This is a genomic window from Caballeronia sp. LZ043 (genome assembly GCF_031451075.1).
Lineage (GTDB): Bacteria > Pseudomonadota > Gammaproteobacteria > Burkholderiales > Burkholderiaceae > Caballeronia.
This window is the reverse complement of the sequence record NZ_JARUXT010000013.1, coordinates 1-26,505: the sequence shown is the minus strand read 5'-3', so window position 1 is coordinate 26,505 and position 26,505 is coordinate 1. Positions and strand designations below refer to the sequence as shown.

The 26,505-nt window shown below is 60.2% G+C and carries 24 protein-coding genes and 1 pseudogene; 15 read left to right on the top strand and 10 right to left on the bottom strand.

Annotated elements, in window-relative coordinates; translation table 11 throughout:
• Window positions 1–5: 5 nt before the first annotated feature.
• Entirely contained in the window at window positions 6–1,151 is a 1,146-nt protein-coding gene (locus tag QCE64_RS35330) for a porin (protein WP_309927862.1), read from the bottom strand.
• Between the two features lie 266 nt (window positions 1,152–1,417).
• Here QCE64_RS35330 and QCE64_RS35325 point away from each other — a divergent pair, with 266 nt between their 5' ends.
• Window positions 1,418–2,344: a LysR family transcriptional regulator gene (locus QCE64_RS35325; protein ID WP_309936023.1), complete on the top strand. Its 927-nt coding sequence runs from the start codon at window positions 1,418–1,420 to the stop codon at window positions 2,342–2,344.
• Between the two features lie 82 nt (window positions 2,345–2,426).
• On the opposite strand, the gene QCE64_RS35320 is transcribed toward QCE64_RS35325, so the two are convergent.
• The 3 genes from QCE64_RS35320 to QCE64_RS35310 form a co-directional block, all read right to left on the bottom strand.
• Complete coding sequence (locus QCE64_RS35320; RefSeq protein WP_309927866.1) at window positions 2,427–2,762, bottom strand: hypothetical protein; 336 nt, start codon at window positions 2,760–2,762, stop codon at window positions 2,427–2,429.
• A gap of 91 nt (window positions 2,763–2,853) precedes the next feature.
• Entirely contained in the window at window positions 2,854–3,672 is an 819-nt protein-coding gene (locus QCE64_RS35315; RefSeq protein WP_310008891.1) for an amino acid ABC transporter permease, read from the bottom strand.
• 358 nt (window positions 3,673–4,030) lie between these two features.
• Entirely contained in the window at window positions 4,031–5,092 is a 1,062-nt protein-coding gene (locus tag QCE64_RS35310; RefSeq protein ID WP_310008910.1) for a HoxN/HupN/NixA family nickel/cobalt transporter, read from the bottom strand.
• 172 nt (window positions 5,093–5,264) lie between these two features.
• Here QCE64_RS35310 and nikR point away from each other — a divergent pair, with 172 nt between their 5' ends.
• The 4 genes from nikR (at window position 5,265) to QCE64_RS35290 (ending at window position 10,174) form a co-directional block, all read left to right on the top strand.
• On the top strand, window positions 5,265–5,723 hold the full coding sequence (nikR, locus tag QCE64_RS35305) for a nickel-responsive transcriptional regulator NikR (RefSeq protein ID WP_309927869.1): 459 nt from the start codon (window positions 5,265–5,267) through the stop codon (window positions 5,721–5,723).
• Window positions 5,724–5,844: 121 nt separating this feature from the next.
• The gene (locus tag QCE64_RS35300; RefSeq protein WP_310008889.1) at window positions 5,845–6,345 is read left to right on the top strand and encodes a hypothetical protein; all 501 of its coding nucleotides are present in this window, start codon (window positions 5,845–5,847) and stop codon (window positions 6,343–6,345) included.
• A gap of 64 nt (window positions 6,346–6,409) precedes the next feature.
• Window positions 6,410–8,629 carry a TonB-dependent receptor gene (locus QCE64_RS35295; protein WP_310008887.1) on the top strand — a complete coding sequence of 740 codons (2,220 nt, stop codon included), beginning with the start codon at window positions 6,410–6,412 and terminating at the stop codon, window positions 8,627–8,629.
• 81 nt (window positions 8,630–8,710) lie between these two features.
• Window positions 8,711–10,174, top strand: a complete 1,464-nt coding sequence (locus QCE64_RS35290) for a PepSY domain-containing protein (protein ID WP_310008885.1) — start codon at window positions 8,711–8,713, stop codon at window positions 10,172–10,174.
• Here QCE64_RS35290 and QCE64_RS35285 read toward each other — a convergent pair.
• On the bottom strand, window positions 10,146–10,412 hold the full coding sequence (locus QCE64_RS35285; RefSeq protein WP_309927876.1) for a GNAT family N-acetyltransferase: 267 nt from the start codon (window positions 10,410–10,412) through the stop codon (window positions 10,146–10,148). The genes QCE64_RS35290 and QCE64_RS35285 overlap by 29 nt on opposite strands.
• Before the next feature lie 3 nt (window positions 10,413–10,415).
• On the opposite strand from QCE64_RS35285, the pseudogene QCE64_RS35280 reads away from it, so the two are divergent.
• A pseudogene (locus QCE64_RS35280) lies at window positions 10,416–10,799 on the top strand (succinylglutamate desuccinylase/aspartoacylase family protein); the annotation flags it as partial.
• On the opposite strand, the gene QCE64_RS35275 reads toward QCE64_RS35280, so the two are convergent.
• Together QCE64_RS35275 and QCE64_RS35270 are read right to left on the bottom strand one after the other, a co-directional pair.
• Complete coding sequence (locus QCE64_RS35275) at window positions 10,787–11,956, bottom strand: M20 aminoacylase family protein (RefSeq protein ID WP_310008882.1); 1,170 nt, start codon at window positions 11,954–11,956, stop codon at window positions 10,787–10,789. The pseudogene QCE64_RS35280 and the gene QCE64_RS35275 overlap by 13 nt on opposite strands.
• 10 nt (window positions 11,957–11,966) lie before the next feature.
• Window positions 11,967–13,184: a diaminopropionate ammonia-lyase gene (locus QCE64_RS35270; RefSeq protein ID WP_310008880.1), complete on the bottom strand. Its 1,218-nt coding sequence runs from the start codon at window positions 13,182–13,184 to the stop codon at window positions 11,967–11,969.
• 137 nt (window positions 13,185–13,321) lie between these two features.
• Between QCE64_RS35270 and QCE64_RS35265 the strand changes: the two genes are divergently transcribed.
• Window positions 13,322–13,798, top strand: coding sequence for an Lrp/AsnC family transcriptional regulator (locus tag QCE64_RS35265; protein ID WP_309927884.1), 477 nt, complete (start codon window positions 13,322–13,324; stop codon window positions 13,796–13,798).
• A gap of 4 nt (window positions 13,799–13,802) precedes the next feature.
• On the opposite strand, the gene QCE64_RS35260 is transcribed toward QCE64_RS35265, so the two are convergent.
• The 3 genes from QCE64_RS35260 to QCE64_RS35250 form a co-directional block, all read right to left on the bottom strand.
• Entirely contained in the window at window positions 13,803–14,939 is a 1,137-nt protein-coding gene (locus QCE64_RS35260) for a branched-chain amino acid ABC transporter substrate-binding protein (protein WP_309927887.1), read from the bottom strand.
• Between the two features lie 177 nt (window positions 14,940–15,116).
• Window positions 15,117–17,054, bottom strand: a complete 1,938-nt coding sequence (locus QCE64_RS35255; protein WP_310008878.1) for a TonB-dependent receptor — start codon at window positions 17,052–17,054, stop codon at window positions 15,117–15,119.
• Between the two features lie 347 nt (window positions 17,055–17,401).
• Window positions 17,402–17,875: a DUF2946 domain-containing protein gene (locus tag QCE64_RS35250; protein WP_310008876.1), complete on the bottom strand. Its 474-nt coding sequence runs from the start codon at window positions 17,873–17,875 to the stop codon at window positions 17,402–17,404.
• A 155-nt stretch (window positions 17,876–18,030) separates the two neighbouring features.
• Between QCE64_RS35250 and QCE64_RS35245 the strand changes: the two genes are divergently transcribed.
• From QCE64_RS35245 to QCE64_RS35215, 8 genes are all read left to right on the top strand, one after another.
• Window positions 18,031–18,390: a DUF2946 domain-containing protein gene (locus tag QCE64_RS35245; protein ID WP_309936013.1), complete on the top strand. Its 360-nt coding sequence runs from the start codon at window positions 18,031–18,033 to the stop codon at window positions 18,388–18,390.
• Between the two features lie 413 nt (window positions 18,391–18,803).
• Window positions 18,804–19,259: a copper uptake system-associated protein gene (locus QCE64_RS35240; protein ID WP_310008874.1), complete on the top strand. Its 456-nt coding sequence runs from the start codon at window positions 18,804–18,806 to the stop codon at window positions 19,257–19,259.
• A 155-nt stretch (window positions 19,260–19,414) separates the two neighbouring features.
• Window positions 19,415–21,550 carry a TonB-dependent siderophore receptor gene (locus QCE64_RS35235; RefSeq protein WP_309936011.1) on the top strand — a complete coding sequence of 712 codons (2,136 nt, stop codon included), beginning with the start codon at window positions 19,415–19,417 and terminating at the stop codon, window positions 21,548–21,550.
• Window positions 21,547–22,398 (top strand): DJ-1/PfpI family protein, encoded by an 852-nt coding sequence (locus QCE64_RS35230; protein ID WP_310008872.1) that lies wholly within the window; start codon window positions 21,547–21,549, stop codon window positions 22,396–22,398. The genes QCE64_RS35235 and QCE64_RS35230 overlap by 4 nt, the downstream gene beginning before the upstream one ends.
• A gap of 426 nt (window positions 22,399–22,824) precedes the next feature.
• On the top strand, window positions 22,825–23,271 hold the full coding sequence (locus QCE64_RS35225; protein ID WP_309936010.1) for a copper chaperone PCu(A)C: 447 nt from the start codon (window positions 22,825–22,827) through the stop codon (window positions 23,269–23,271).
• Between the two features lie 39 nt (window positions 23,272–23,310).
• Complete coding sequence (locus QCE64_RS35220; protein WP_310008870.1) at window positions 23,311–24,045, top strand: MotA/TolQ/ExbB proton channel family protein; 735 nt, start codon at window positions 23,311–23,313, stop codon at window positions 24,043–24,045.
• A gap of 60 nt (window positions 24,046–24,105) precedes the next feature.
• The gene (locus tag QCE64_RS38030) at window positions 24,106–24,396 is read left to right on the top strand and encodes a hypothetical protein (protein WP_404987883.1); all 291 of its coding nucleotides are present in this window, start codon (window positions 24,106–24,108) and stop codon (window positions 24,394–24,396) included.
• A 691-nt stretch (window positions 24,397–25,087) separates the two neighbouring features.
• Window positions 25,088–26,098, top strand: a complete 1,011-nt coding sequence (locus tag QCE64_RS35215; RefSeq protein WP_309927973.1) for an IS110 family transposase — start codon at window positions 25,088–25,090, stop codon at window positions 26,096–26,098.
• Window positions 26,099–26,505: the final 407 nt, after the last annotated feature.

The following is a 26,505-nucleotide window of genomic DNA, read 5'->3' as shown; positions in this document are numbered from 1 at the left end:
TGCGCCTAGAACCGCGCGCGCATGCCGATGGCCACGACCACCTGATTCGATGTCGAGGACGCGCCGCCGGAGTTATTGACGAACGCGACATAGCCGTGTCCGATTGCGTGCTGGAACATGCTTTCCATGTAGACATCGGTACGCTTCGACAAGGAATACACTGCCTGCAGGTTGACCTGATTCCATTTCGGATCCGCGCCATAGCTGGTGCTCTGCGTCACATGTCCGTCCGTGTAGGTGTAGGACAGGCCGAAGACCAGCACATGCGTGAACGCATACTTCGCGTTGAGTTCGTAGTTGTCGAATCTGAGCGTGCCGTTGTTCGAGCCGAATGACCGCGTACCCTGAAATTGACTGTGCGAGTAAGCAAATCCCACTGTCGCGCTGCCGAAGGCGTAATTGAGTGCGGCCGCGACGGTGCGCTGAACATCGGCTCCAAGCTGGAATCCGGCGGTGCCATTGGACTGGGTCTCAATTGAATCGATTGCACCCGAGGCGTTCGTCGTCGAGTTCGAGCCGTTTTCCTGCAGATACGCGGCGGCGGCATTGAACGAGCCGTGCGTATAAGTCCCGCCGACGCTGTAGGCACGATTGTTCGCGAAGGACGGACTGTTCGAGAACGCATAGAGTCCGCCGAGTTTCAAGCCGAAGTAATCATCGCTCGTGTACTTGATGGCATTGTTCATGCGGATCGAGTGGTCGAGATTGTCGTTGTCGAACGGGTGAGCGAAGCTTGCGTCACCGAACGTCGTAGCAACACCTGTCAACGGCTCGACGAAGTCAGTCAGAAAGTCATATTGCCGGCCCACGGTCACGGTGCCGAGGCGCTTCGCATCGAGGCCCACGAAGGCTTGCCGGCCGAAGAAACGGTTGTCTTGTCCGAGCTTGCCATTCTGAAGATTGAAGCCGTTCTCCAGGACGAAGATGACGTGCAGTCCTCCACCCAGATCTTCCGTGCCGCGCACGCCGAAACGGCTGCCGTTGATCTGGCCGCTGGTCGTCTGAAACAGCCCGCCTTGCGAGCCGCCCTTGGCGACGTTGTTCGCATAGGAAAGCCCTGCATCGATCAATCCATACAACACGACAGAAGACTGCGCCTGGGCCGACGCCGCTACGATGCCGGATATCACGACTAGAGCGAGTCTCTTCATGTCACACCCCGGAGCGGACAGGACAAGTGGGTGTCTAAAGAGTATCGGCCGATGCGCTGCTGTTCAAACGCGCGGCGGTAAAAACAGCTTTCCCGCCGTGGCGAATATGCGTGTCATCCGGAATGCGCAAGCAGAACTATCCGCTGGTATGACGTGGATATACGCAAGCATGTGCCCGGCACCTCAACGGACGCTGGAGCCGCCGGCGCTTTGCACCTAGTCTTCTTTCAGAGTGAATCGTGAGGTGCGAGATGGATCAGCTTTACATGTTGAGGGCATTCGTGGCGGCCGCGCGGTTCCAGAGTTTCAGCAAGGCCGCCGAATCGTTGAATGTCAGCACGGGCTCGATATCGAAGGCGATTGCGAAGCTCGAAACGTGCATGCAGACGAGAGTCTTGCTGAGAACGACGCGCTCCGTCTTCCTGACCGACGCCGCACGGCCGTACTTCGTCACGTGCAGCCGTCTGCTCGAAGAGCTCGATGAGGCCAACCGGCGCATCTCGCAAGAGCGGGAGTTCGATGGCGGCAGCCTTCGACTGGTGATTCATCCGACGCTGATGAGCGGCGAATTCGCGCGGCTGTTGCGTCATTATCGGCGCATCGCACCGCACATCAGGCTCGCGATTGCCGTGGAGGAGGGGCCGGTCAATCTCTACGGCGGCCGCTTCGATCTCGCGATGCTGCCGTCGCATCTGGTCGAGCAATCGACGGTGATCCGACGCACGTTATTGAGGTCGATGTCGATCCTGGTCGCTTCACCGGCCTATGTTGCCGAATATGGCTTGCCCCAGTGTGCGGCGGATCTCGCCGGACATTTCCTGCTGGTTCAACACGGCGCAAGAGGAAAACGGCCCGGTGTGGTTGAACTGGACGAGGAGGGAAGCAAGGTGGCGATAGCCCCGATATCCTCGATGGAAGGCGACGAGGTGCTGCTACGCGCGGCAGCAATGTCCGGAATCGGCATTGCCATTCTGCCCGATACGATGGTCCGTGAAGACATCCTTGCGAGGCATCTCGTGCAGCTGCTGCCGGGAAGCACGGGTTCGAGCGGCAGCGTCGAAGTATGTCTGTTCTATCCGCATCGCGAACTGTTGCCTGCACGGCTGAGAAACTTTGTCGACTGTTGCATCGACTTCTTCAGAACCGCAACCGATAGCCCGGACGAGACGCAATGTCTCGAACAGGTGAGGTAACGGCGCTTTCCTCAGAACGCCCTGTTTTGAAAGCGTGCTTCGCTTTCAGGGGCAAGTTCGATCCGTTAAAAGTGTGACACGCTCAAATCGAAAGAACCACGGCAGCGGTCCCTTCGACTTGCGTAAAGGTCCGAACAAAGCGATAAAGCTGATCGCCGATCTGAACGCGATTTGGCCCGGATGATGTCAGCTTCAACATTTCATCCGCGATCTCGCGGGACACTTTCCCCACTCGGCGAAGCTGTTCTCGCGGCCCGGACGGGTCACCGAGATAGACAGTGCACACCTCCGGCACATGCCGAATCAGCACCACGCTCGTCGCCTCGTCGAGCGCACGTTCCAGTACCCCAGCAAGTGCTTGAAGGGCCTGAATACTCTGGCTGTCGCCAATATCGGTCGTCTCGTTACCTGCTGCCATGTTGAGCCCCTGGAATAACAGACATCGGCGATGTCCAGCCAGCTTGTTCGCCAGGAACCAAACATACCACGGGGCGCTGGGGCGCATCTCCTCACGCCTTGCTGGAGTCCGCAGCGGTGACCACATCGCCGCCTTCGAGCACCGGTTCCCGCAAGGCGGTGGATGTCCCCTTGCGTACGGCTCCGTGGATCTGGCGGCGTACGACCCATCGCTTCAGGAACAGGAGCGCGGCGCTGACGCATCCATACATCACGGTCACGATGAACGCCGCCTGCAGCAGCGACTCGGGCGCATAGCTCGATATGTCCTGTGACCTATGCAGCAGTTCGTCGTAAGGAATCACATAGCCGAGCGATGTGTCCTGCACGACGGCCAGCAACGAGCTGATCAGCGCCGGCAGCATGTTGCGCAGCGCCTGCGGCAGCACGACGTGCAGCATCGCCTGCCACGGACGCATGCCCAGCGCCAGCGCCGCTTCGCGTTGTCCGCGCGGCAGCGAGAGAATGCCTGCGCGCACCACGTCCGCGGTGAGCGCCGCGTGATGCAGCGCCATGGCCACGGCGAAAAAGCCGAGGGCAGGCCAGTCGAAACCCGGCGCGGGCAGTTCGATCACCATGAACAGGATCAGCAACAACAACGGCACCGCGCGGAACAATTCGACATACGTGCCCGACAGTGCGCGCACCCATCCGCGCGAGGACAACCTGCCGGGCGCGAGCGGTATGGCCAGTACGAATGCAGCGAGCGCCGAGCACAGCGCCGCCTGGAGGGTCGAGACGAGTCGGTCGAAGAGGAATTTCGCGGTGCCCCAATGCCAGAGAATGGCCCACTTCGGCGCCTCGAACTGTCCGCTCGATTCGAGCCGCATGCCGATCGCCACGACCAGACCGAGCACGGCACCAGCGCTCACGATCAACTTTTCTTGTTGTAGCGGCTATATCCCAATGTCCTGTTCTGGCTATTTACAGATGTCGGGTTCAAACAAGTGGCAAGCTGGCGGCGGGGTCGTCCAGCGGGAGCTAAGGGTGTTTTTGATTTCGATGCAATTTCCAGGTCGGGACGCTCTAGCCCTGATAGTGCTGCGTCTTCCGCCCCTATATTGATAGGGTTGCAAATCAAAAGCTTGCTGTCTTCCCGGCGAGGTTGAACACGGCTAGACGTCGATCTACGGTCAAGGCAGGCACCATGAGGTCCTCGCGGGCCTGAAAGAATAAGACGGTTTAAAGCGGACGGCGAGGGATACACGCCGGCTAGACCGCCGGCTGGGCTTAAGCAGGATCGGATCGAACATCGAGTTCGTCGTAATCCTTGATATGGTAAATGACCGCGGACACGATCCAGCTCACCACGAATATGCCAATGACCGCATAACCGATTAAGCCGAAATTCTCATTGAGTTCGCCGACCCAATTCCAGAAGGCACCACTTAGATGCAGCTTGTCTGCGATTAGGCCGAGGCCCTCGATACTCCCGACGGCAAGCGCTACGACGACGGAAATGAGCGTGATCGTGATGTTGTAGTAGAGCTTGCGCACCGGTCTGACAAACGCCCAACCGTAAGCGCCAAGCATGAGAATGCTGTCGGTCGTATCGATCAGCGTCATGCCTGCAGTGAACAGGGCAGGGAAGACCAGAATCGACCAAATCGGCAAACCTTGTGATGCGCCAGCCGCTGAGATGCCAAGCAAGCCGATCTCAGTTGCAGTATCGAATCCCAAGCCGAACAGAAATCCGAGCGGATACATGTGCCAACTCTTCGTGACGAGCCGAAACACGGGACGAAAAATTCGCGCGAGCAATCCGCGGTTAGCAAGGAGCAAATCCAGGTTCTCGTCCGAATACGGTTCGCCACGGCGCACACGTCGAAAGGCGTTGATCACGGAACGCAGAATGATGAGGTTCATCAGCGCGATGGCAAACAGGAAAAACGTCGATACCAGCGTGCCGATCAGTCCGCCAATCTCCTTGAATCCATCCATCCGACTTTGCAGCGCAAGTGCGGTCGCCGCAATACCGACTGAGGCGAGTACGACGATGGTCGAATGTCCAAGCGAGAAGAACAGGCCGACGGTGACGGGACGCCTGCCCGCCTGCATCAACTTGCGTGTGACGTTGTCGATTGCAGCGATGTGGTCGGCGTCAACCGCGTGGCGAAGGCCCAGCGTATAGGCGAGCAGACTGGTGCCCATGAGAAGCGGATAACCGCGGAAAGCGACGTACGCCCAGATCCACGCGCCGATGTTGAAGACCGCGAGAAGCGCATATAGCCCGATCACTCTGCCCCGAACGTTCGAGTTCTCCTGACTGACGAGTGTTTGGTCCACATGCATATCCGCTACCCCGATGATGGTTGCTATCCACGCAGTGCCGTGCGCGCGATCAGAGCGAATATTACCTTTATCAAAAAAGATCATACGCGTTTTGTCAAGTTACGATGGGTAGCGTGACGGCCGGACTATGCTCCGTTCGTAGTCGGTCCATACCCATTGTCGTGAGGCAAGCATGCAACGCATTTCGATCACCATTGACGACGACCTGCTCGACGTTGTCGACGCCCTGATGGAGGCACGCGGCTATACGAGTCGCTCGGAGGCTTTCCGCGATATCGTCCGTGAGAGTGCTTCACGTGAGAGGGAGCAAGCGCCGGAGCAACCGTGCGTTGCGACGCTCACCTATGTCTACGATCACGCGACCCGGGATCTCGCCCGGCGCGTGACCCAGGCTCACCACGATCGTCACGACCTTGCGGTGGCGAGCCTGCGCGTTCATCTTGACCACGAGAGCGTGCTGGAATCCTCGGTGCTGCGCGGGCGGGCAACCGACCTGCGGGCGTTTGCCGATAGCTTGTCCAGCCAGCGTGGCGTGCGGTACGCCAACTTGCACACCATTCCTGTGATTGTCGAACGGACCGAGCACAGTCATGGCGCGTCAACAGGTCATCACGACCATCTGCATGTTTGACCGTTTGCAGGCTGTTCGTAAGGAATGCCTTGGCGCGCCTTCTCGCTGATTTGATGACGCAATCGCTGTAGAATGCCGCGCTATGACTGCCCTTCGCCACCTCATCCGGCGAGGCGGCGCAATGCGGCACGCTTTGCTGGCAATGGTATTTGGCGTGCTTCTCGCGCGGGCCTTGCTTTCCAGCGCCGTCATGATCGATCCGGATCATGACGCGATGGGTGGTTTCTTGATGCTGTGCTCGGGTCATGGCGTGATGGTCGTCAAGGAGATGACTCACGACGACACGCTGCAGATGTCCGCCTCAGATTCAATGGATGGGTCCATGCAGGCGGTGCCCGGCATGGATATGTCAGGCATGTCAAATATGGCGATGCCAGTGGATCACGTAGACGTGACGGTGCATCACGCCGAACATGACCAAGCGGGCGCCATGAGTCATTCCAGCGATCTGTGCGCCTTTAGCGCGGCACTTGCCACCGCGCTCGCCAGCATCGTCGTCTTTTTCTTCCTGTTCGCGCCCCTGCAGCTGCGTGAATCGTGGCGTCGGCCGCGTGTCACCGCGGTGCGTGCGCTCCTTCTTCATATCAGGCCGCCCACGCGCGCGCCTCCTGTGTTCGCCTGATAAGCCCTGATCGGCGTCCGCACGCGAGTCCGGACGCGCTTATCCATCTACGAACGAAACAGTCATGAAACTCAGACCACGCCCGCATGGTGCGGGTGGCGTCGGCATGCGCGCACGCGAGTTACGACGCCGCGTGCCGTATTCGAACGCGCGCGCCGCATTGATCGCGATGTCCACATCGATTGCCGCCATGCATACAGCCTATGCCGCAGATGAACCCGCGTCTGGCAGCAGAACGAATGCTACGTCCACATTGCCGAGTGTGACCGTCTCAGCCAGCAAGGGCACGAGCCTTGACGACATGGATCTCAGCACGACCGCGTTGTCGCGCAAGCAGGTTCAGCAGGCGCCGCAGACCACGGTCGATCAGATCGTCAACAAGATTCCGGGCGTCTACACGCCACAGGTGTCGACCTTCGCGCTGCATCCGACTTCGTCGATCGTCGGCATTCGCGGTTTCGGCAATGCGTTCGGCACCAAAACGCTCGTGCTTGTCGACGGCGTGCCGATCAACGACGGCTATTTCCGCACAGTGGATTGGTCGATCGTGCCAAAGGGCCGTGTCGACCAGATCGAGGTGATTCGCGGCGGTGGCGCGACGAGCCTGTGGGGCAACCTGGCGATGGGCGGGGTCATCGACATCATCACCAAGGAGCCGCAACCGGGCGAGAAAACGCTCGACGTGTCCTACGGCAGCTACAACACGCGCACGGCGGATGCCGCCATTACGCTGCTGTCCACACCGGTGCTGACCGTCGGGTTGACCGCGAACACGTATCACACGGACGGCTATAACCTCACGCCGGAGCAATATCGCAATGCGTCGAACGTCGCGACGTCGGGCTTTGCGAACAATGTCGCGCTGTCGTTCTATCTGACGCCGGATGCGGCATCGAAGTACTACCTGCAGGTCTACGAGCACGACAAGCACGAAGACGGCCTGGTCTACGCCAACGCAAAGAACACGTGGGAGCGCTACGGACTGCGCGCAGGCGCCACCCGCAAGCTCGACGACGGCAGCAGCCTGAACGCCTACGCGTGGGTGGATCGCACGAATTATTTCACCCAGAACGCCAGCCAGACTGGCGGCTACTCGCTTTCGACGCCGACGCTCGGTTACTCGTACGTGTCGCAGATCGAAAGCGCGCCGTACAAGACCGCGGGCGGCTCCGTGTACTGGCAGAAGGACATTGGCCCGATCCACGATCTGAAGGTCGGTGTGGACTATCGCTATCTCGGTGTCGACGACCAGAACAATCTGTACAACGTGGCCGGCACCAACACGTCCACCTTCACGGTGCACGGGCAGCATCAGTTCTTCGGTGTGTTCTCTCAGGGCACGTACCGGCCGCAGTCGATTCCGCTGGACATCACGCTTGGGCTGCGGGGCGATTACTGGCGGGCGAACAACGCGTCGATCGCCGGGCAGTCGCTGGCCGGCAGTCTGAATCAGCAGCTCAACGATGCAAGCAAATTCACCTTCAATCCGCGGCTGGGCGCGAAGTATTACTTCGACAACGGGCTGGACGTGCGCGCGGCGGTCTATCGCGATTTCTCCGCGCCGGGAATGAATCAGATGTACCGCGCGTATGTATCGGGAGGGACGTATAACTCGACCAATCCGAATCTGGTGCCGGAGACGAATGTGGGCGAGGAGATCGGTTTCGATCTGAAGAAGAGCCTCTACAACGTATCGTTCACCGCATTCCACAACCGCGTGAGCAACTACATCGACTACCCGACGCTGTGTTCGACAGCGGCGAGTTGCGCGGGCATTCTCGCGGGGACAGGACTCTCCAGCATCACGTCGGTGCGGCAGTATCAGAACGTCGGCAAGGCGACCATCATGGGGGCGGAGTTGTTCGGCGATGTGAAGGTCACGCCGACGCTCACGCTCAACAGCGGGCTGACCTACACCGAGGCGTATTTGACCGAATCCAATACGCCGTCGACGTCGCCCACACATAACCAGCTCGGGCAGGTGCCGCACTGGGTATGGACGGGCGGAGCGAGCTGGGAAGCGATCCCCGCGCTCGCGCTGACCGCGCAAGTCAAGGCGTGGACGGGCTATTGGTACAACACGGCGCATACGGTCAGAAACGGCGGAGCGGCCATCATCGATCTGGGCGCGTCGTACCAGATCAACAAGACGGTTCAAGTCTATGGGCTGATTCAGAACCTGGGCGGTCATTTGTACTACGACACCGGCGCGCAAGGCACGACCACGCCTCCGCAGTACGGCCAGCCATTCAGCGTCTATGGCGGCCTGAGGATCACGCTCTGACCGAACGCATTTTCAAATGACGCACCGGCCTGTCCTATACGACGGGCCGGCATGCAGTAGCAACACGTAATCGGAGGATGCATGTCCACTACCTTCAAGGACAACACCGCGGCCGCACCGCGAACCGGCAATGGCTACCGCACGCTTTGGCGGTGGCACTTCTACGCGGGTCTTTTCGTGATGCCGTTCCTTGTCGTGCTCGCGATCACGGGCACCTTGTATTGCTTTCAGCCGCAGATCGAGCCGCTGCTGTATCCGCATCGCATGGTCGTGCAACCGGAGGCGACGTCGAAGTTGAGTCAGGAGGCGCTCCTTGCACGCGCGCAAGCCGCGTTGCCGGCCGGATCGAAACCGTCTGGCGTGCGCCTGCCCGACGAGCCGAATCGCAGTGCGGAGTTTGTATTCCGAGTGCCCAAAGAAGGCAGCCAAAGCGTGTTCGTCAATCCGTACAGCGGCGTAGTGCTCGGCACGCTAAGCGTCGACGATCGCTTCATGCAGGTCACGCGCATGCTGCATCGCAAGCTCCTGCTCGGCAAGTTCGGCGAATTGCTGATGGAGCTGGTCGCATGTTGGACGCTGGTGATGATCGGCACGGGTATCGCGCTGTGGTGGCCGCAAGGCGCGGCGCGCATGAGCCGCGCGTTCGTGCCGGATTTCGCGCTGAAGGGGCGGCCGTTCTGGAAGAGCCTGCATGCGTCGATCGGGATATGGCTGGCCATTGGCGCAGTGGCGTTTGTGCTCACGGGGTTGCCGTGGACCGGATCGTGGGGACAGGGCTTCAAGTCGCTTGCGACCAGCGCGAATATGGGCGCGCCTGAGGGATCGTGGGGTGGGCTGCCGTTGCGTTCGAACGTGCCGAGGCAGCAAGCACCGGCCGCACAGGAGCCGACTCAGACGACGGGCCATCATCACATGAGCGACATGGAGTCGATGCCCGGCATGACGATGGACGAAATGCCGCTTGCCAACGTTCCCTGGGCGGTGGGTGCCGTAAAAGTGCCGAGCGCGCCGGCGGGCGAGAGCGGGGCGCGCATCACCGTCGACCGGGTCGTCGACATGATGCGTCACGAAGGAATCGACGGGGGTTACGAGATCGCGTTGCCTGCATCGACTGACGGCGTCTATACGGTGTCGTATTTTCCGGCGGACCCTGAAGCGGAGCGAACCATCTACATCGACCAGTACAGCGGTGCGGTGATGAAGGACATCCGCTATACAGACTATGGCGCTGTGTCGAAAGCCGTGTCCTACGGCACGGCGCTGCACATGGGCCGCTATTTCGGGCTCGCCAATCAGATCATCTGCGCGGCGATCTCGCTCGGGCTCGCAACGCTTGCCGTGACCGGTTTCGTGATGTGGTGGAAACGTCGACCCGCGAAATCGGTCGGCGCACCGTCGCGAGAACGTGTGGCGCCGCCGATGCGTGGCTGGAAGGTCGGCATGGTGCTACTCGCCGTGATCTTCCCGTTGATGGGAGCGACGATGATCGCGGTGTGGCTGGCAGATCGTGCCGTGTTCAGACCTTATGCGCGGCAGGCAAGCTGATTGCCGAGATGGTGTAGAGAACGCTCGGCGCTGCGTCAGGGACGTCGTCGAGTGTGCCGCATACCTTCATGCCCGCCTTCTCCAGTACCTTGCGTGACGCGGTGTGTGCTGGCCGGACGAAGGCCAGCACTTCATCCAGCGACAAATCGCGGAGACCGAACTCGATCGCATACCTGGCGAGTTCGGTTGCATAGCCCTGGCCCCACGCCTCCACCGCAAAGCGATATCCGACATGCACGCGGGCGGAGCGGGGATGTCGAGCAAGAGGCTCATCGATCAGGGGCGGCAGGGCTTCCTCAACTTTCTGGCGCATGTCGGTGCATTGCGCGGTGAACTGGTGCCGGAAGGACCGCCCGCCGAGACGCGCTTTCTCCGCGTCGAGGGATCACATCACTATGTCTACGCGCACGACGATGGTCTTTATGAGCCGCTTGCGGAACTCGGCGAGCGGGTGACGAAGGGGCAGGCGGCTGCACGCATTCATTTCCCCGACACGCCGCTTCGTGAGCCGGTGACGGTGTATTTCGGCGGTCAGGGAGAGATTGCATGCAGGCGGGTGCAGGCGCAGGTGCGTCGCGGTGACTGCCTGTTTCAACTCGCCGACGACGATCGTCAATATGCCTGAGCGTTCGGGTCGCGCGCCAGAGCCAGGCGTGCGACGGCCGCGAAATAGCGCGCGCCGGTTTCGAGTATCTCGTCGTTGAAGTCGTAGCCTGGGTTGTGCAGCGGCTCGCCCGTTTCGCCATTGCCGATAAAGATGAAGTTGCCCGGCACCACTTGCAGAAACGCGCCGAAGTCTTCGGAGATCATCATCGGCGTGACGTTGGTGTCGACGGAATCGATGCCCGCCACGTTGGCCGCCGCGCGTGCCGCCGTCTCGACCCACTCGATTGAATTGACCGTCGGCGCGAACTCGTGCGTGTACTCGAAGTTGCATTGCGCGCCGTGCGTGCGGCAGATGCCTTCGCTTACTTCGCGCATGCGCGTTTCGAGCATTGCCTGCACGTCGCGCGAGTAGCTGCGCGTGTCGCCCTTGATGGTGACCGCCGACGGGATCACGTTGCGCAGTCCGTCGGTGAGAAACTCGGTGCACGAGATGACCGCCGATTGCGACGGATCGAGATTGCGCGACACGATGGTCTGCAATCCCAGCACGATCTGCGCGCCAATCACGATCGGATCGATACCCATATGCGGCCGCGCCGCATGCGTCCCGCGCGCCTCGATTCCGATGACGAAATTATCCTCGCTCGCCATGATGCCACCGCCGCGCGTCGCGAACGTGCCGGCCTTCATGCCGGGCATGTTGTGCGCGCCAAAAATGGCATCGACGGGAAAGCGCTCGAACAGGCCGTCGGCCATCATCGCTTTTGCGCCGCGGCCGTGTTCTTCGGCAGGCTGGAAGATGAAGCGCACGGTGCCGTCGAAATCGCGTTGTTCGGCCAGTTGACGCGCCGCGCCGAGCAGCATCGCCATGTGACCGTCGTGGCCGCAGGCGTGCATCTTGCCCGGCGTGAGCGAGATATGCGCGCGGGCGGGCGCGTGCTCGCTGATGGCAAGCGCATCCATATCGGCGCGCAGGCCCACGGCACGCATGCCGTTACCCGCGCGAAGACTGGCCACCAGCCCCGTTCCGCCGATACCGCGCGCCACTTCGTAACCAAGCGCGCCGAGAATGGACGCAGCGAAGTCCGACGTGCGGTGCTCCTCGAATCCCGTCTCCGGATAGCGGTGCAACTGTCTGCGCCAGTCCTGCAAGCGCGCCTGAAGTGTGGTTTCCATGTGATTCTCCTCAGGCAAGATGGCTGATCGTGCGCTGACGCGCGAGCACGTCTTCGGGGTGCTGGCCGGTGAGCTCTTCGTACAACGCGGGTGCGGTCGCGCCTTCGGTGTTGATGACCAGCACGCGCGATTGCGAATTGAGTCCGGCGAGTGCGGCCAGCGAGCGCTCGCGCATCAGTGCCGCCAGTCCCGCGAAACCCGCCGCGCCCGATTCGCCCGCGACGATCGGGACATCGTTCGTGCTGGGATCGGAGAGCACGCGCATGGCAGCGATGGCTTCGTCGTCGCTGATGGTCATGAAGGTATCGATGCACGGCTCCAGCACGCGCCACGCCAGCGGCGATGCTGCGCCGCATGCGAGACCGGCCATGATCGAATCGACCGAACCGGTTGCGTGTGCGGCGTGCCCTGCCAGCGCGCTTTGATAGAGACAGTCCGCCTGATGCGGCTCGACCACGATGAAATGCGGCCGCCGCGCGCCGTGCCATTCGCAGAAGTAACTCGCCACACCGGCAGCGAGCCCGCCGACGCCGCCTTGCAGCAGCACATGCGTGAATGCGGGTGTATCGCGCGCACTGGCGGTCTGTTCGATGATCTCGGCGGGAATGGTGCCGTAGCCCTGCATCACATCGCGCGGAATCTCGGTATAGCCATCGTATGACGTATCCGACACCACATGCCAGCCGTTGACATGCGCGAGACGCGCGGCCTCGGCGACCGAGGCATCGTAATTCCCGTCGATACGCATGATGCGCGCGCCTTCACTGGCGATAGCCCATTCGCGCTCGGCGCTCACCTGGGCATGCAGCACGATCACGCATTGGCAGCCTAGCGAACGCGCGGCCGCAGCGAGCGCCTTGCCGTGATTGCCATCGGTCGCGCTGATGACGGTGAGATGCGCGAGCAGCGACGCATGTTGTCCTTCGAACAACGCGCGCGGATCGAGACGGTGCGTGTGCCACAGACGCGTGACGAGCCGCAGCAGCGCGACCGGCGCACCGAGCGCCTTGAAGCTGCCAAGCGCGGAGCGCTGCGATTCGTCCTTCACATGCAGCGAAGCGATACCGAAATGCGCCGCTGCATGCGCAAGGCTGTAAAGCGGCGTCGGCGCGGGATTGAGACGCGGCCATGTCGAAAGCCATGCGCGGCTTTCATCGGCCTGCGCGATGCTCAGAATGTCGCGCAATGCGTATTCGCTTCGTTGGGCGCGAGGGTTGTTAATCAACATCTGCGGGGTGCTCCGGGAAATTGACGAGTTGACGCTCGAAGCGGCATTGCCAAATAATATTCATGCGGACCATCAAGCCGGTTCGAAAATTACTGCTATCCGCGCAAAAAAATTTCGTTCGCAAGGGGAGTGCTGTCATGTCCGTGTCGCTCGACATTTTCGATCGCAAGCTGCTCATGGAGGTCCAGCAGGACGCGCACACTCCGCAAAACGAACTGGGCGCGCGCGTCAATCTCTCCACCGCCGCCGTCAACCGCCGTCTGCGGCGCTTGTCCGACGAAGGCGTGATCGAACATTACGCGGCCATCGTCGCACCGGAGAAAGTGGGCTGTGCGCTGACCATCGTGACCATGGTCGAAGTTGAAAGCGAACAGATTGATCTGCTCGATGCAATGAAGCGCACCTTCGCGCAATGTCCGCATATCCAGCAGTGTTATTACGTGGCGGGCGAGTGGGACTTCGTGCTGGTGCTGACCATGCAGAATATGGATCAATACACGGAACTCACGCGGCAGCTCTTCTTTTCCAACAACAACGTCAAGCGCTTCAAGACGCTGGTGAGCATGAGCCGCGTGAAGGTCGGACTGGGCGTGCCGGTGCTGATCGACGAATAAAAGCTCAACGCACCACGGTCAGATCGTTCCACGCGCCGTTGCCGTATTGGCGCACGGTGATGGCGCCGTTGCGCATATCGCCTTTGTCGTCGAAGCGGATTACGCCGGTGACGCCGTTCATCGAGAGTTCGCGCAGCTTCGGCAGATAGACGTGCGGATCGGTCGATCCGGCGGCCTGCATCGCGGTGGCCATGGCCATCACGGCATCGTACGCATAGGGCGCATAGAGTTGCACGGGCGCGCCGAATCGCTCCTGATAACGCTTGAAAAAAGTCTCGCCGCCGGGCATCTGCGAGCGCGGCACGCCGGCGAGCGTGCAGTATTTTTCGGTGTTCATCGCCGCGCCCGCGAGCGTGATGAACTGTGGCGTGCAGGCTTCGTCGCCCGCGATCAGCCTGGCTTTGATGCCGAGCTTCTGCGCCTGTTGCGCGAACGCCGCCGCCTGCGTATCGCCACCCGTGAACACAATACCGCCCGGCACCGCGCTCTTGATGGTGGTCAGCACGCTCATCCAGTTGGTGGTCTTATCGGTGCCGTATTCGCGCGCCACCACCGTGCCGCCCGCGGCCTTGACTGCCTTCTCGACCTCATCCGCGAGACCTTGTCCGTAGGCGGTGCGATCATCGACGATCGCGACCTTGCTTACGTGCAGATCGCGGACCAGATACGTGCCGATCACCGTGCCTTGCCGCACGTCGTTCGCAACCATGCGAAATACCGACTGGAAGCCTTGCGCCGTCAGTTTGGGATTGGTGGCGGATTCGGTGATCATCGGAATGCCGGCGTCGGCGTAGATGCGCGAGGCCGGAATTGACGTGCCGGAGTTGGCATGACCGACCACGCCGGACACGCGATCGTCGACGAGCTTCTGCGCGACGGTCACAGCGGTTTTCGGATCGGCGGCGTCGTCTTGTGAATCGAGCACGAAGGTGACGGGCTGACCGCCGATCTGAATCTTCTTCGCGTTCAGATCTTCGATAGCGAGGCGCACGCCGTTTTCGTCGTCCTTGCCGATGTGCGCCAGTTCGCCTGTGAGCGGCGAAACCTGACCAATTTTGACGGCGACATCGGCATGCGCGGACGCGGTGGCGGTGAGAAGTGCGGCGCTCAGGAGCGCGGATACGGGCAGTCGATGGCGCATGGCGAGTCTCGTGTGATAAGTGACAAGACTCAATCGTAGAGAGCGGACGCGAGCGCCAAAATTGAAGGAAGGGGCCCGCGCGAGAATATCGTGCGCTGAACTCAGGCGAGACGCAATTTTTTACCGGTGAAACGGGTGGCGTCCGGTGACGCGCCCTCGAAGCCCCTGAAAAAAGCACTAGAAGCGGTAATTCACCAGCAACTCCAGCCGCCGATCGTTGCCGAGCAAAAACTGCGTTTCATCGTAATAAGCGCTCTGCACGTAATGGCGATTGAACACGTTATAGGCGCGCGCCGTGACCGTCGTGTTTTTGCGTGGCTTCCATGCGAGCGCCAGATCGACGGTCGTGTACGACGGCATCTCGATCTGGTTGGCCGTATCCGCATAACGCTTGCCGACGTACTTCAATCCGGCAATGCCGGTCCACTCTTGAAGAAAGCGCCAGCTTACCCAGAGATTGGCGAGTCGCTGCGGCGCGGACACCGGCACATTGCCCGCACGCGAGACGACACCGCTGCCGGTGCTTTCATCGAAATCGTCGTACTTGGCTCGCAGGATCGACACATTCGCGTCGATGCGCCAGTCGCGCGCGACCTCGGCACCGAGCGTGGCCTCGATGCCGCGCGAAGACTGCTGGCCGACCTGGATCGAATTGTTCGGATTCAAAGGATCTGCCGTCACCAGATTGTTTTTGACGATGCGGTACGCCGCCAGCGTCCAGTCGGCCTTGCCATTCAGGAACGACTGCTTGATGCCAACTTCGATCTGCCTGCCCGTCGCCAGGGTGAAATTCGCTTTGGACGCGTTAAGCATCAGCAACGAACTGAGCGGGTCGGCGGCGACTGAATATTGGCCGTACACCGCAAGCGTCGGTGTGATGTCATACACGCTGCCGATGCGCCAGCTGGTGTTCGGAAATACCTTGGTGAAAGCGCCGCCGTTGATCAGATCGTCGCGATTCACACTCGCATGGTCGTAGCGCAGACCGCCGACGATCGACCAGCGCGGGGTGATGGCCAGTCGGTCCTCGGCAAAGAACGCGTACTGATTCGCCTGCGTGCGGTATTTCGGCAGCGTACCGGCCTGGTTGATGAACAGGCCCGGATCGAAGTTGTACGGATCGACGAAAGACTCGCCACCATAGGGCGAGTTGTTGTCGTGCTGGAACGTCGTGTGGTTGAATTCGACGCCCGCAGATGCGGTATTGCGCATGCCGAACAAACCGCTTTCGAGCGTGGCATAGGTGACATTGCCGATCTGCTCCTGATCATGAAAGATCTCCGTGTAACTGCTGCGCTCGATCAAACCCGACGACGGAATATAGCTGTAATACTCGGCATCCTTCCAATGCCGATTGCTTTTCATGCGATACAGCGTGCTCGTCACGCTCAGGTTGTCGCTTGGCTGCCATGTCGCGGCGAACGTGGCCCAGCTATCGCGATAGGAAATCAGGCTGTCGCTCACGTTGTAGTTCTTCTTCACCAGCGAGCGGTCGAAGGCGCCATTGACCAGCGGAATGCCGAAATATTCCATCGGATGCTGATAACCCTGCGCATACGAGGCCGTGACGTTCAGCTCGGGCGTGATGTCGTAACGCAGCGCGCCAGACACGGATAGATCGCGCGAGTTGCCGGAATCGACCCAGTTCGCGGAGCGGTTGCCACTGATATCGAATCGATACGACAGTTTGTCATTGATGGCGCCGCCGCTGCCGAAGGCGAGCCGCGCCGTGCGTTCGGTGCCAATGCCGAGCCGGATTTCGCTCTCGATCGGCGTGCGGGTCGGTTTCTTCGGCACCACGTTGACGATACCTCCGATCGCGCCTTCGCCATAGATCACTGAAGCAGGACCGCGCAGCACGTCGATGTGATCGATGGCCCAGGTATCGAACGGATAGGTCACGCCGATTGCGCCGTAAGGTCGCACCCCATCGTAGAGCTGCGTCACCGAGGACGTGCCGACAAATCCTCGCGCCGACAACTCCGCGCCACCGTTGCCCGGATGCGGCGATTCGCTGATGCCGGTTGCGCGGCTCACGGCATCGAGAATGGTTTCGTCGCCGCGTTCGTCGAGCTGCCGGCGATCGATCTGCTCGACGCTGGCCGGTGTTTCCATCGAAGTGAGACCGAGGCGCGTGCCGGTGTTCAGAGGCCGTTCGAGCTCGTTCTGTCTGGGTGCGCTGACGGATATCGCGGGCAGGCTCGTGCTGGATGGATCATTGTTTGTCTGGGCGTGAACGAGAGAAGGACCTACCGCGACGGATACCGTCGAAACAAAAGTGATGGTTCGGATCATAAGTGATTGGCAGCACGACGCCCACCGGTCCTGTCAAGGAACGGCAAGGGCGGTCTTGGATGCGAGAGCGCAGGGCGAAGCTCACCATCGTTCAATTCAACGCATGGTGTTCGCGCAGACAAAGCGGTGCCACGCTTCATGAGCGGGCAGCGACTCAGGAAAGGAAATCAGATTGAAGCGGGTGGCGCGCGTGGCTGGGCCTGACTGAACCGCGCAACGCTCGTGTCTGCACGCGCGGTGACAACGACGTACGTGCCATAAGACGTGCGCTGCGGCGACGCAGCGGACAGTGCATTCGCTATGCCGGGTGCGTGAGTGAAGAATTGGCAATAGCCGCAAGCCTGGCCATCGAAATGACTGTCGGCCGAGGAAGTCGAGTGCTGATGGGTCGAGGCTTGAGATACATGCACCGAGCACAACTCGGCGGTGAGCTCGACCGGATGCGCGCGTGCTGCGATGAGTTGCGAGACTGCCGGGGCGAACGTGATCAGCAGCATGGCGAACCATGCCAACAACCATCCCGTTCGCTGATAGAGGCGGCGACGCAACACGTTCACATTCCAAGAAGATAAGATGCCCGAATTATGCCTTTCTTTACTTTCCTTTACAAAAAGAAATAGGGCGGTGTGCGTCCAGTCCAACCATTGCATTCGAGCGATGGCGTACTGTCTGGTTCATTTTGAAACGACGTGACTCAAGCGTTCGGAACGTGGCAGAGAGGGTGCGAAAACTCGGTATTTGAGTCGTCTGAAAAGGCGAACGAATGTTACACTGCACGCGCTAAACGGGCATCCACATGACTATTCATGCACATCGAAGACTAAGCGCTTGGCTTGGCATCATTGCGATGTGCCTGATCACGCTCGTGCCGCTCGTCAGTCAAATGGTTCAAGCACATCAGGCGCAACAACCTGCCGCTGTGCTGTGTTCGTCGGATCATCAATCACATCAGGCGCGCCAGTCGGAAAACATGTTAAGCGCATGTGCCTACTGTGACTTGCTGACTACGCATGCGGCCATGCCCTCAGCTCCGCCGCGCGTGGATATGCCGGTCATCCTCGCGATTGCCAGTGCGGTCCTAATCCTGTCAGTACGCTTCATTCCCTCCGGCGCGTTCCCTTCGGGACGCCCTCGCGGTCCTCCCGTTTTTTCCTGACCGATTTCGGCGCCCGTTTCGTCCGGCGCACGCTTTCGTGCCACCGTTCACCACAGTCGAGAGACATTCCGAGCGTCGCATCGCTGGATAAGTCCTGCGCGTAGTGCCCGCGCATGGTTTCTCGACTTGCGAACGCGAAGCAAGTGAAAAACATTCGAACGTTCTGCGTTTGCCCGACCGGGCAGGCGTTTGCTCGTTCGTCTCCGGGAGATATCCATGCGGGTCATGGAGCAAATGATGCGCTTAACGACGCATCTGAATATCGGTGCCTTGATTGCAGTCGTGTTGTGGGTCATCTGGATAGCCGCGATCACCGCGTCTCCGGGTTGGGCCGATCCTGCACCGTCCGTCACGATTCTCAAGCCATGCGCGTGTTCGCATCACGGAAACACGGCAGTCGTTGCGAGGCGCACATGATGCGCCACACGATCAACCCTGTTCCGCGCCGGAACTCGGCCCGTCAAACGATGCTCGCCGCAGTGTTGGTGCAAGCAATGTTTTGCACGCATATCGCGCAGGCGTCGGAGGATGACGTGCAACAGATTCGCGCTTTGCTTTCCCGCAACTACGATCGACCACAGCAAAAGCTCGAGGTTGCGCCTGTCGCAGTCGAGCAGCACGTAGCAATCGCCGACTGGATTCAGGGCGAGATGGGCGGACGTGCCTTGCTGAGGAAGAAAAATGGCGCGTGGACGATCGCCGCTTGCGGCGGAGACTCCATGAAGGACATGCGGCAACTGCGTGACGCCGGCATTCCGGCTTCGACGGCGCGTGCGCTGATCGAAAAACTGGAGCAGTCGGAGCGCGCGCTCGATCCCAAACGCGTTCGGAAATTTGATCTGTTCGGTGCGCGGAGCGGCCGAATGTAGACGAACCGCCATGCCTGATCGCGGGGGGAGGCCATTCAAACGATAGATAAGAATGACCGAGTTTCCATCGACACGCGATTTTCTTTGACCAGAAAGAAAGGGCGACGCAGGCCATTTCGTCACTCGAGTAAGCACGTTCAACCGATATCACAATCATGAACAGATTGACCTTGGTGGCTGCCGCATCGATCGCGGCGTTCGCTGCGCCGCTGCATGCGCAGCAAGCAGATGCCAACGCAAACAAAGCGCAGGAAAGCGACGTTGCCGACATATCGACTTTGCCTTCTGTGGTCGTCAAGGCGAAGCGATATCCATTCACCACGCCCTACACGGCGACGGACACCACGGCTGCAACGCGCACCGCTACGCCTCTGATCGAAGTGCCTCAATCGGTCCAGGTGCTCACGCACACACTGCTTGAAGAGCAGGACGCCCACACGCTCGCCGATGCGCTGGTGAATGTCTCTGGCGTTATACCCAGCCAGCCGGAAGAAAACCTCTTCGTGGCGCCGATCGTGCGAGGCTTTCCTGCGGAGATCTATCGGGATGGTCTGCCGATGTATGGCATGAATGCGGCCAACAGCCCGACGAGTCTGGTTGGCATCGAGCAGATCGACGTGCTCAAGGGACCGAGTTCGACACTCTACGGTGGCGGCCTGGGTTCGCCGCTGGGCGGTCTGATCAACCTCCAGTCCGAGTTGCCGGACAGCAAGGCGGGCGGCTACGTGGCGATGCGCACCGGCAGCTATGGAACGGTCAACCCGTACTTCGACCTGACCGGGCCGCTGACGTCCTCGATCAACGGTCGAATCGCGGCGGAGTATCAGAGCAACGGCAGCTGGATCGATCAGGTGAAGGGCGAGCGGTGGTCGGTGAAACCCAGCGTGTCGTTCAAGCTCGATCCGAACACCGTTCTGCTGCTGCAGGCGGAAGTCAATCACAGCAGCCAAGTTGAATATTCGGGATTGCCGGCTGCGCAGGCGCTGGCGGGCGATCTTGACCGCCACGCGTTTCCGGGGACGACCATCGGGCAGCCTCGCACCACGATCGACAATCAGTTGGCAACCGTCCAGCTACAGCACGATTTCAACGAAAGCATGCGGCTGACCGTCAGTGGCCGCTACTTCAACAGCAGGATCCCCGAGTACGGCAGCTTCGTGTATCCGGGCATGTATCCGCCCGATCCCGCGACGCCCACTACCTATCCGATCCTGCCGCTCAACATGCTGACCACCACCAGGGAGGCAACGTTCGATGCGAACGTGTCGGCAAAGGTCAATGCGTTGGGTGGACGCCATGAACTGATGGCGGGCGTCGACTACGACCACACCAGTTTTTCCTCCGACATGGGCTTCGAGGGCGTCCCTGTCGGCTCGCTCGATCTGGCGCAGCCGAATTACAACCTCGGATATGGTTCACTAGCGCCGCTTAGCCTCACTCAGAATGATCAGTATCAGACGATAGCGGCTTACGTGCAGGATCAGGCGACCTACGGCCGCTTCCATCTGACCGGTTCGCTGCGCTACACGCGGCTCGTGTTCAAAGAAACCGAGCAAAGCACCAACGACACTTACCACCGCGTGTCGCCCAGAGTCGGCGCCACGTTCGATCTTGCGCCCGGTGTTGCCGCTTATGCCGCGTATGCCACGGCGTTTCGCGCGGCGTTCGGGTTCATCGGTGCGCAGGCTCCAAAGCCCGAGACGTCGCGCAATATCGAGGCGGGTATCAAGCTCGCGCTGAAGGACATCGGCTTGTCCGGCACGATCGCGCTGTTCGAGCAGACGCGCAATAACGTCGCCACGCCCGATCCCAATAATCCGCTCTTTTCGATTCAGGCCGGCCAGCAACGTGCGCGTGGTATCGAAACGGATCTGGTCTGGGAACCTGCGCCGGCCTTATCGCTTCTGGCTAACTACGCGTACACCCGCGCGAAGGTCACAGAAGACAACGCCATTTCGGTCGGCGACACGCTGGCGCGCGTACCCAAAAACAGCGGCCGCTTTGCCTTCCGCTACCGACTGTTGAATGGGCCGGCCGCGGGGCTGTCGTTCGGCGCGGGCATCACAGCCTTAGGCTCGCGCGAGGTCACCTTACCCAACACCATTTCGGTGCCGGGATACGCGGTCGTCGATGCGCAGGTCGCGTACATGTTCGACCGTTACACGATCGGGCTGTCCGGCGTGAACCTGACCAATCGCCGAGCCTACGCGCCCTATGAATACCTTTCCTTTCCGGTTGTGATGCCGATCCAGCCGCGCTCCGTCTATCTCACACTGAAAGCACAAATATGATCGATACCGCCCGCCGAAATCTCCTGCTCGCTGCGCTCCTTGCTCCTTTGACCGTCGGTGCCGCCAACGCGAGCGCGCATGACATGGATCATGCGGGTCACGCGGATCACCCGGATGCTCACATGTACATGCCCGATAGCACGGTGCATTGGGAAGGCGACGAGGAGATTGCCATGCTGATGTACCCAGGCATGACCGTGATGGATCTGATCGGGCCGCAGTCCATGTTCGGTTCGCTGATGGGCGCGAAGATTCATCTGGTTGCGAAGACCATGGAGCCAGTCACAAGCGATGCAGGCGTCATTATCGTGCCAACGGCGACGTTCGACACTTGTCCTCGCGACCTCACCTTGATCTTTACGCCGGGCGGCACCGATGGCACGCTGGCTGCGGCCAAGGACCACGACACGCTCGCGTTCATGTCCGACCGCGGTAGCCGCGCGAAATACGTCACCAGCGTCTGCTCAGGATCGCTGATTCTGGGCGCTGCCGGATTGCTGAAGGGCTACAAGGCGACTTCGCACTGGTCATGTCGGGATGCACTCACTGGATTCGGCGCGATCCCATCGAGTGCGCGCGTGGTGCGCGACCGTAACCGGATCACAGGCGCGGGTGTAACCGCCGGGCTCGACTTTGGTCTGACGATGGTGGCCGAGCTCCGCAGTCGTTTTTACGCCGAATGTACCCAGCTCGTGAGCGAATACGACCCTCATCCGCCGTTTAACGCAGGCTCGATGAAGACGGCGCCCGCGAAAGTCAAAGCCGACATGATCCAGTTGCTTTCAGGATTCAGGAAGAAGGCTGAGCAGTTGGCGTCTGACAGCGCAATGAGCAATCGCAAAGCGTGACGCGACCGGCGATCAGCAAGCCGTGGGCGAGCGTGCATACCGACGCGGCCAGTTTCGGCGCGTTTTGGTCAATTCGGCGTGCAATTGCCGTCAGTGGGTGTGGTGATGATGGACGTATGGTGCGGGCGAGCAATACGCGTTCGCCAGTGCCGCTTCCACCGGATCGGGCGCGTCAAGCAGACACCAGCCAATCTCGGCAATGGCGAGCAAGAGGGTGAACAGAACGCAGGTTCGAAATTCCATACAACGAGCGTAGTGGGTGAATCGATGAAAACCGCACATTGAAAGAGGCGTCCCTCTCCGGCCAGATTCTACGGTAAAGCGCTGACAGCGCCGCTGCGAGGCGTAAAAGTCGAGTGCTACACTGCGCGAATTGTCCGATCCAACTTCTCGATTCGGTGCCCAACAATCAATAAAGGAGGCGCGATGAAAGCATCCATCAAATGGTCCTTGGCCGCGTTGCTCGGTACATGCGCAATGCATGCGGGGGCCGCATCTTCGTCGATGATGGTGTCCGATTGCTGGATCCGGCCGTTGCCGGGCAACGTTCCATCCGGTGGTTACTTCAAGGCGATGAATATGAGCGCGAAGCCCATCGACCTGACTGGCGTCGAAACCGACGCGTTCGGCATGGCGATGCTGCATCGGACGGAGAAAAGCGGCGATACGTCAAAAATGGTGATGGTCGATCAGGTGTCGGTGCCGGCGGGTGGCACGCTGGCGTTTACGCCCGGAAGCTATCACCTGATGTTGGAGCAGCCCAAACACGCCCTCAAACCGGGTTCGAGCCTCCCATTCACCTTCGTGTTCAGCGACGGCGAAAAGGTCAAAGCGAACTGTGCGGTGAAGACTCCTGGCGCCATGGCCGAGTAACACCTGCGCAGGGCATCGTTTCGTCAATCCTGACGCGCTATGCAAACTTACGGCATGGCCCATGTATGGGCGCAGGGCGACTTCATTACACGCGGAATTCTCGTGGTGTTGTTGCTAATGTCCGTCACCTCCTGGACGGTGATCGCGGTCAAGTACATGAATGTGCTGCGGTTGAAGCGCCTGATGTGCCACGCCGAGCGCACATTCTGGGACGCCAACGACTTCAGTGAGGGTGTGGCGAGGCTTGCGACGGCGACTCCGTCCGTGGGTGCCAATCCGTTTCTGGCACTGGCCCTGTCAGGACTGGATGCGGCCGATCACCACCAGCTTACACAAACGCATCTTCACGACCGGCTTGATGTATCCGACTGGATCACTCGAAATCTGCGCGCCACCATGGACGATTGCATCGCGCACCTGCAAAGCGGGCTTGCCGTGCTTGCGTCGATCGGAAGCACCTCTCCTTTCGTAGGGTTGTTCGGGACGGTATGGGGGATATACCATGCGATGCTGACGATCGGCGCAAGCGGGCAGGCGTCGATTGATCAAGTAGCGGGTCCGGTGGGTGAGGCGTTGATCATGACCGCATTCGGACTGTGCGTGGCCATCCCCGCGGTCCTTGGTTATAACGCGTTGAACAGTGCAAATAAGTCGACCGTGCGCAAGCTCAATCGGTTCGCCCACAGTCTCCATGCGTTTTTTGTGACGGGTGTGAGCCTCGTGCCGTCGGGGCACGCCGCGCGTCAATCGGACGGCCTTTCGACCGATCTATGAGTCGCACTTGCAGGACCAAGTGCGTTGTGTTGGTTGAGCGAATATCCGGGGTGACAGACAGTGCGCGTCTGGTTCCGATTCGACAGGATCTTTTTCGCTTTCGCTTTCGCTTGCGTGGCGACGCCTTGCCTGTCCGCGGAAATTCTGCGAACGGACGGTACGCGCTACATCGGACAGGTCGTCGACGGCAAGGCTGAAGGGCAGGGAACGGAAACCAGGCCCGATGGGACAATTTTCAAAGTTCGCTTTTCCAAAGACGCATTTGTCGAAGGCACGATGCGACAGGGCGGCTGGGTCGTGCCTTTCTCGAACTGTCATTCGCCCGATAGAACAACCAGGGCGACGGATTGAGGCGGCGTTGCCATCACTGCGGCATCCATTGAAGAATCCACGCGAATTGAAGTCAACCATATAGTCCGGTCTCGCGTCCAGCCGAATGGCACGCGCGCTTATGCTGCTGCGTTGCAGACGGTACCCCATGTCCATCCACTTTCTCTATATTCGGCTTCGGTCGTACAGGCTGCCACGACGCGGGCTCGCGACTGCCTCTCGGCGCGGTTCCGGAAGGGGCGACCTATGTTGTCAGGCGGAATTCGGGAGAGCCTTTCTTTAACTCGATCGACGGCACATGTGATCGCTGGGGGAGGACGTGACGGTCCTCCTGTGCTGGTCGGGCCATCCGTCAAGCTCCACTGCACCGCATCTTGATCGAACTTCCATATCAGCGAACCGCCTACCGCCTTTCGGTTCAGGCGCACACGTATGCGCGCAGGTCAGTACCGCCTGATAGCGGCCAATGGGCCGACCAAAACGCCACCTTGCAGTAGTCGCTAGCGTGCCATTGGTGGGCAGCGTCATCTTCTCCAACGAGACTCCCCGAAATCAAATATTTGACATAACCTAACTTATCGCATTTAAATTTGTTACGGCTTTTTAGATGGAATGGTCGCCTCCCGCCATCACGGTCATCCGTCGCCGCAGCTCCGTTGACCGGGGCGTGCGACATTGCTGGTTCGGCATGTCCGCCGCAAAGGAGAATCAGATGGAATCCTTGACTGTCGCCATCGATCTGGCCAAGCGCGTCTTCCAGATTCACTACGTCGATCCTGAGACCGGCGCAATTCACAGCAAGGCGCTCAAACGTGCACAGCTCGTACCGTTCTTTGCGAATCGACCGGCATGCCGAGTTGTCATGGAAGCTTGCGGCAGCGCTCATCATTGGGCCAGAACTCTGGCACGACTCGGCCACGACGTGCGGCTGATAGCGGCCCAATTCGTGCGGCCGTTTGTGAAGTCGAACAAAAACGACGCGGCTGATGCTGCAGCAATCTGGGAGGCCGCCCAGCGCCCTGGCATGCGGTTCGTCGCAGTCAAGACCGAAGATCAACAGGCCATGCTCGCGCTGCACCGGATCCGTCAGCAACTAGTGCGAATTCGCGTCATGCAGATCAATCAGCTTCGTGGATTGCTCTACGAATTCGGCGTCGTACTGCCGCAAGGCCGTCGCCCATCGATTGAGGCGGCGAAAGCGGCCCTGACGTCAATTGATGACCAGTTCCCCGTCATGCTGACGGACAGTCTGCAAGATCAACTCTCGCGACTTCGTACGCTCGACGAGCAGATCGAACTGCTCGAACGTCGCATTCAGGAATGGCGACGCAACGACGAAGCTTGTCGCCGCATCTCCGAGATTCCTGGCGTTGGCGTTCTTACCGCGACCGCTGCGGTTTCGGTGATCGGACAGGCGAAGTCGTTCCGCTCCGGGCGCGAGTTCGCGGCCTATCTTGGTCTGGTGCCCCGACAGAATAGCTCCGGAGGCCAGACCAAGCTTGGAGGTATCAGCAAACGCGGTGACGTCTATTTGCGAACACTGCTGATTCATGGTGCTCGATCGGTGATCTCAAGCTCAACGCACTTGCCGGAACGATTGCGCCTGCTGTTGACCCGGCGTCCAACGAACGTCGTTGCTGTCGCTCTCGCCAACAAGATGGCCCGTACGATCTGGGCGCTGCTTGCGTACGGACGAACATATCAAGCCTCGCCAACACCGTAAGCAAGCTACGCAACTTAAAAACCTATCCACGGTTGCACAGGTAAATTGAACGATGGCAAGACAGGTTGGACCGCGCAAAGGCAAGCCTGAGACATTACTCGGACCTCGAGTCCGCTTTTTAGATTAGGACCTTTGCGGCGAAATCCATCGGGGCCGGCGGGCACGCCCGCGATCGAGTCCGGATATAAGTCCGCAACCACCCTTCTCGTCACGCGCAATTGCCTTGCAAAAGGGAGGCGACCATATAAGTAATGTCGGGTTTGGGCTCATTAGAAATGTCCGGTTTTGCCCTGTAAGGCGCACGCTGGCGATGGCGCGTCTTCCAGGGGCTCACCATGAACGAGCGTGGTTTCATCACGGCGACTATGCACGAACTCGAACGTATCAAAGTGATCGAGGCGGTCTGT

Coding starts and splice junctions, on each gene's coding strand:
- QCE64_RS35255 (WP_310008878.1), bottom strand. CDS start 17,054: ATGGAAACACCGGCCAGCGTCGAGCAGATCGATCGCCGGCAGCTCGAC.
- QCE64_RS35220 (WP_310008870.1), top strand. CDS start 23,311: ATGCAAACTTACGGCATGGCCCATGTATGGGCGCAGGGCGACTTCATT.
- QCE64_RS35225 (WP_309936010.1), top strand. CDS start 22,825: ATGAAAGCATCCATCAAATGGTCCTTGGCCGCGTTGCTCGGTACATGC.
- QCE64_RS35260 (WP_309927887.1), bottom strand. CDS start 14,939: ATGCGCCATCGACTGCCCGTATCCGCGCTCCTGAGCGCCGCACTTCTC.
- nikR (WP_309927869.1), top strand. CDS start 5,265: ATGCAACGCATTTCGATCACCATTGACGACGACCTGCTCGACGTTGTC.
- QCE64_RS35295 (WP_310008887.1), top strand. CDS start 6,410: ATGAAACTCAGACCACGCCCGCATGGTGCGGGTGGCGTCGGCATGCGC.
- QCE64_RS35215 (WP_309927973.1), top strand. CDS start 25,088: ATGGAATCCTTGACTGTCGCCATCGATCTGGCCAAGCGCGTCTTCCAG.
- QCE64_RS35275 (WP_310008882.1), bottom strand. CDS start 11,956: ATGGAAACCACACTTCAGGCGCGCTTGCAGGACTGGCGCAGACAGTTG.
- QCE64_RS35325 (WP_309936023.1), top strand. CDS start 1,418: ATGTTGAGGGCATTCGTGGCGGCCGCGCGGTTCCAGAGTTTCAGCAAG.
- QCE64_RS35265 (WP_309927884.1), top strand. CDS start 13,322: ATGTCCGTGTCGCTCGACATTTTCGATCGCAAGCTGCTCATGGAGGTC.
- QCE64_RS35330 (WP_309927862.1), bottom strand. CDS start 1,151: ATGAAGAGACTCGCTCTAGTCGTGATATCCGGCATCGTAGCGGCGTCG.
- QCE64_RS35290 (WP_310008885.1), top strand. CDS start 8,711: ATGTCCACTACCTTCAAGGACAACACCGCGGCCGCACCGCGAACCGGC.
- QCE64_RS35230 (WP_310008872.1), top strand. CDS start 21,547: ATGATCGATACCGCCCGCCGAAATCTCCTGCTCGCTGCGCTCCTTGCT.
- QCE64_RS35235 (WP_309936011.1), top strand. CDS start 19,415: ATGAACAGATTGACCTTGGTGGCTGCCGCATCGATCGCGGCGTTCGCT.
- QCE64_RS35240 (WP_310008874.1), top strand. CDS start 18,804: ATGATGCGCCACACGATCAACCCTGTTCCGCGCCGGAACTCGGCCCGT.
- QCE64_RS35310 (WP_310008910.1), bottom strand. CDS start 5,092: ATGCATGTGGACCAAACACTCGTCAGTCAGGAGAACTCGAACGTTCGG.
- QCE64_RS35245 (WP_309936013.1), top strand. CDS start 18,031: ATGACTATTCATGCACATCGAAGACTAAGCGCTTGGCTTGGCATCATT.
- QCE64_RS35300 (WP_310008889.1), top strand. CDS start 5,845: ATGCGGCACGCTTTGCTGGCAATGGTATTTGGCGTGCTTCTCGCGCGG.
- QCE64_RS35320 (WP_309927866.1), bottom strand. CDS start 2,762: ATGGCAGCAGGTAACGAGACGACCGATATTGGCGACAGCCAGAGTATT.
- QCE64_RS35270 (WP_310008880.1), bottom strand. CDS start 13,184: ATGTTGATTAACAACCCTCGCGCCCAACGAAGCGAATACGCATTGCGC.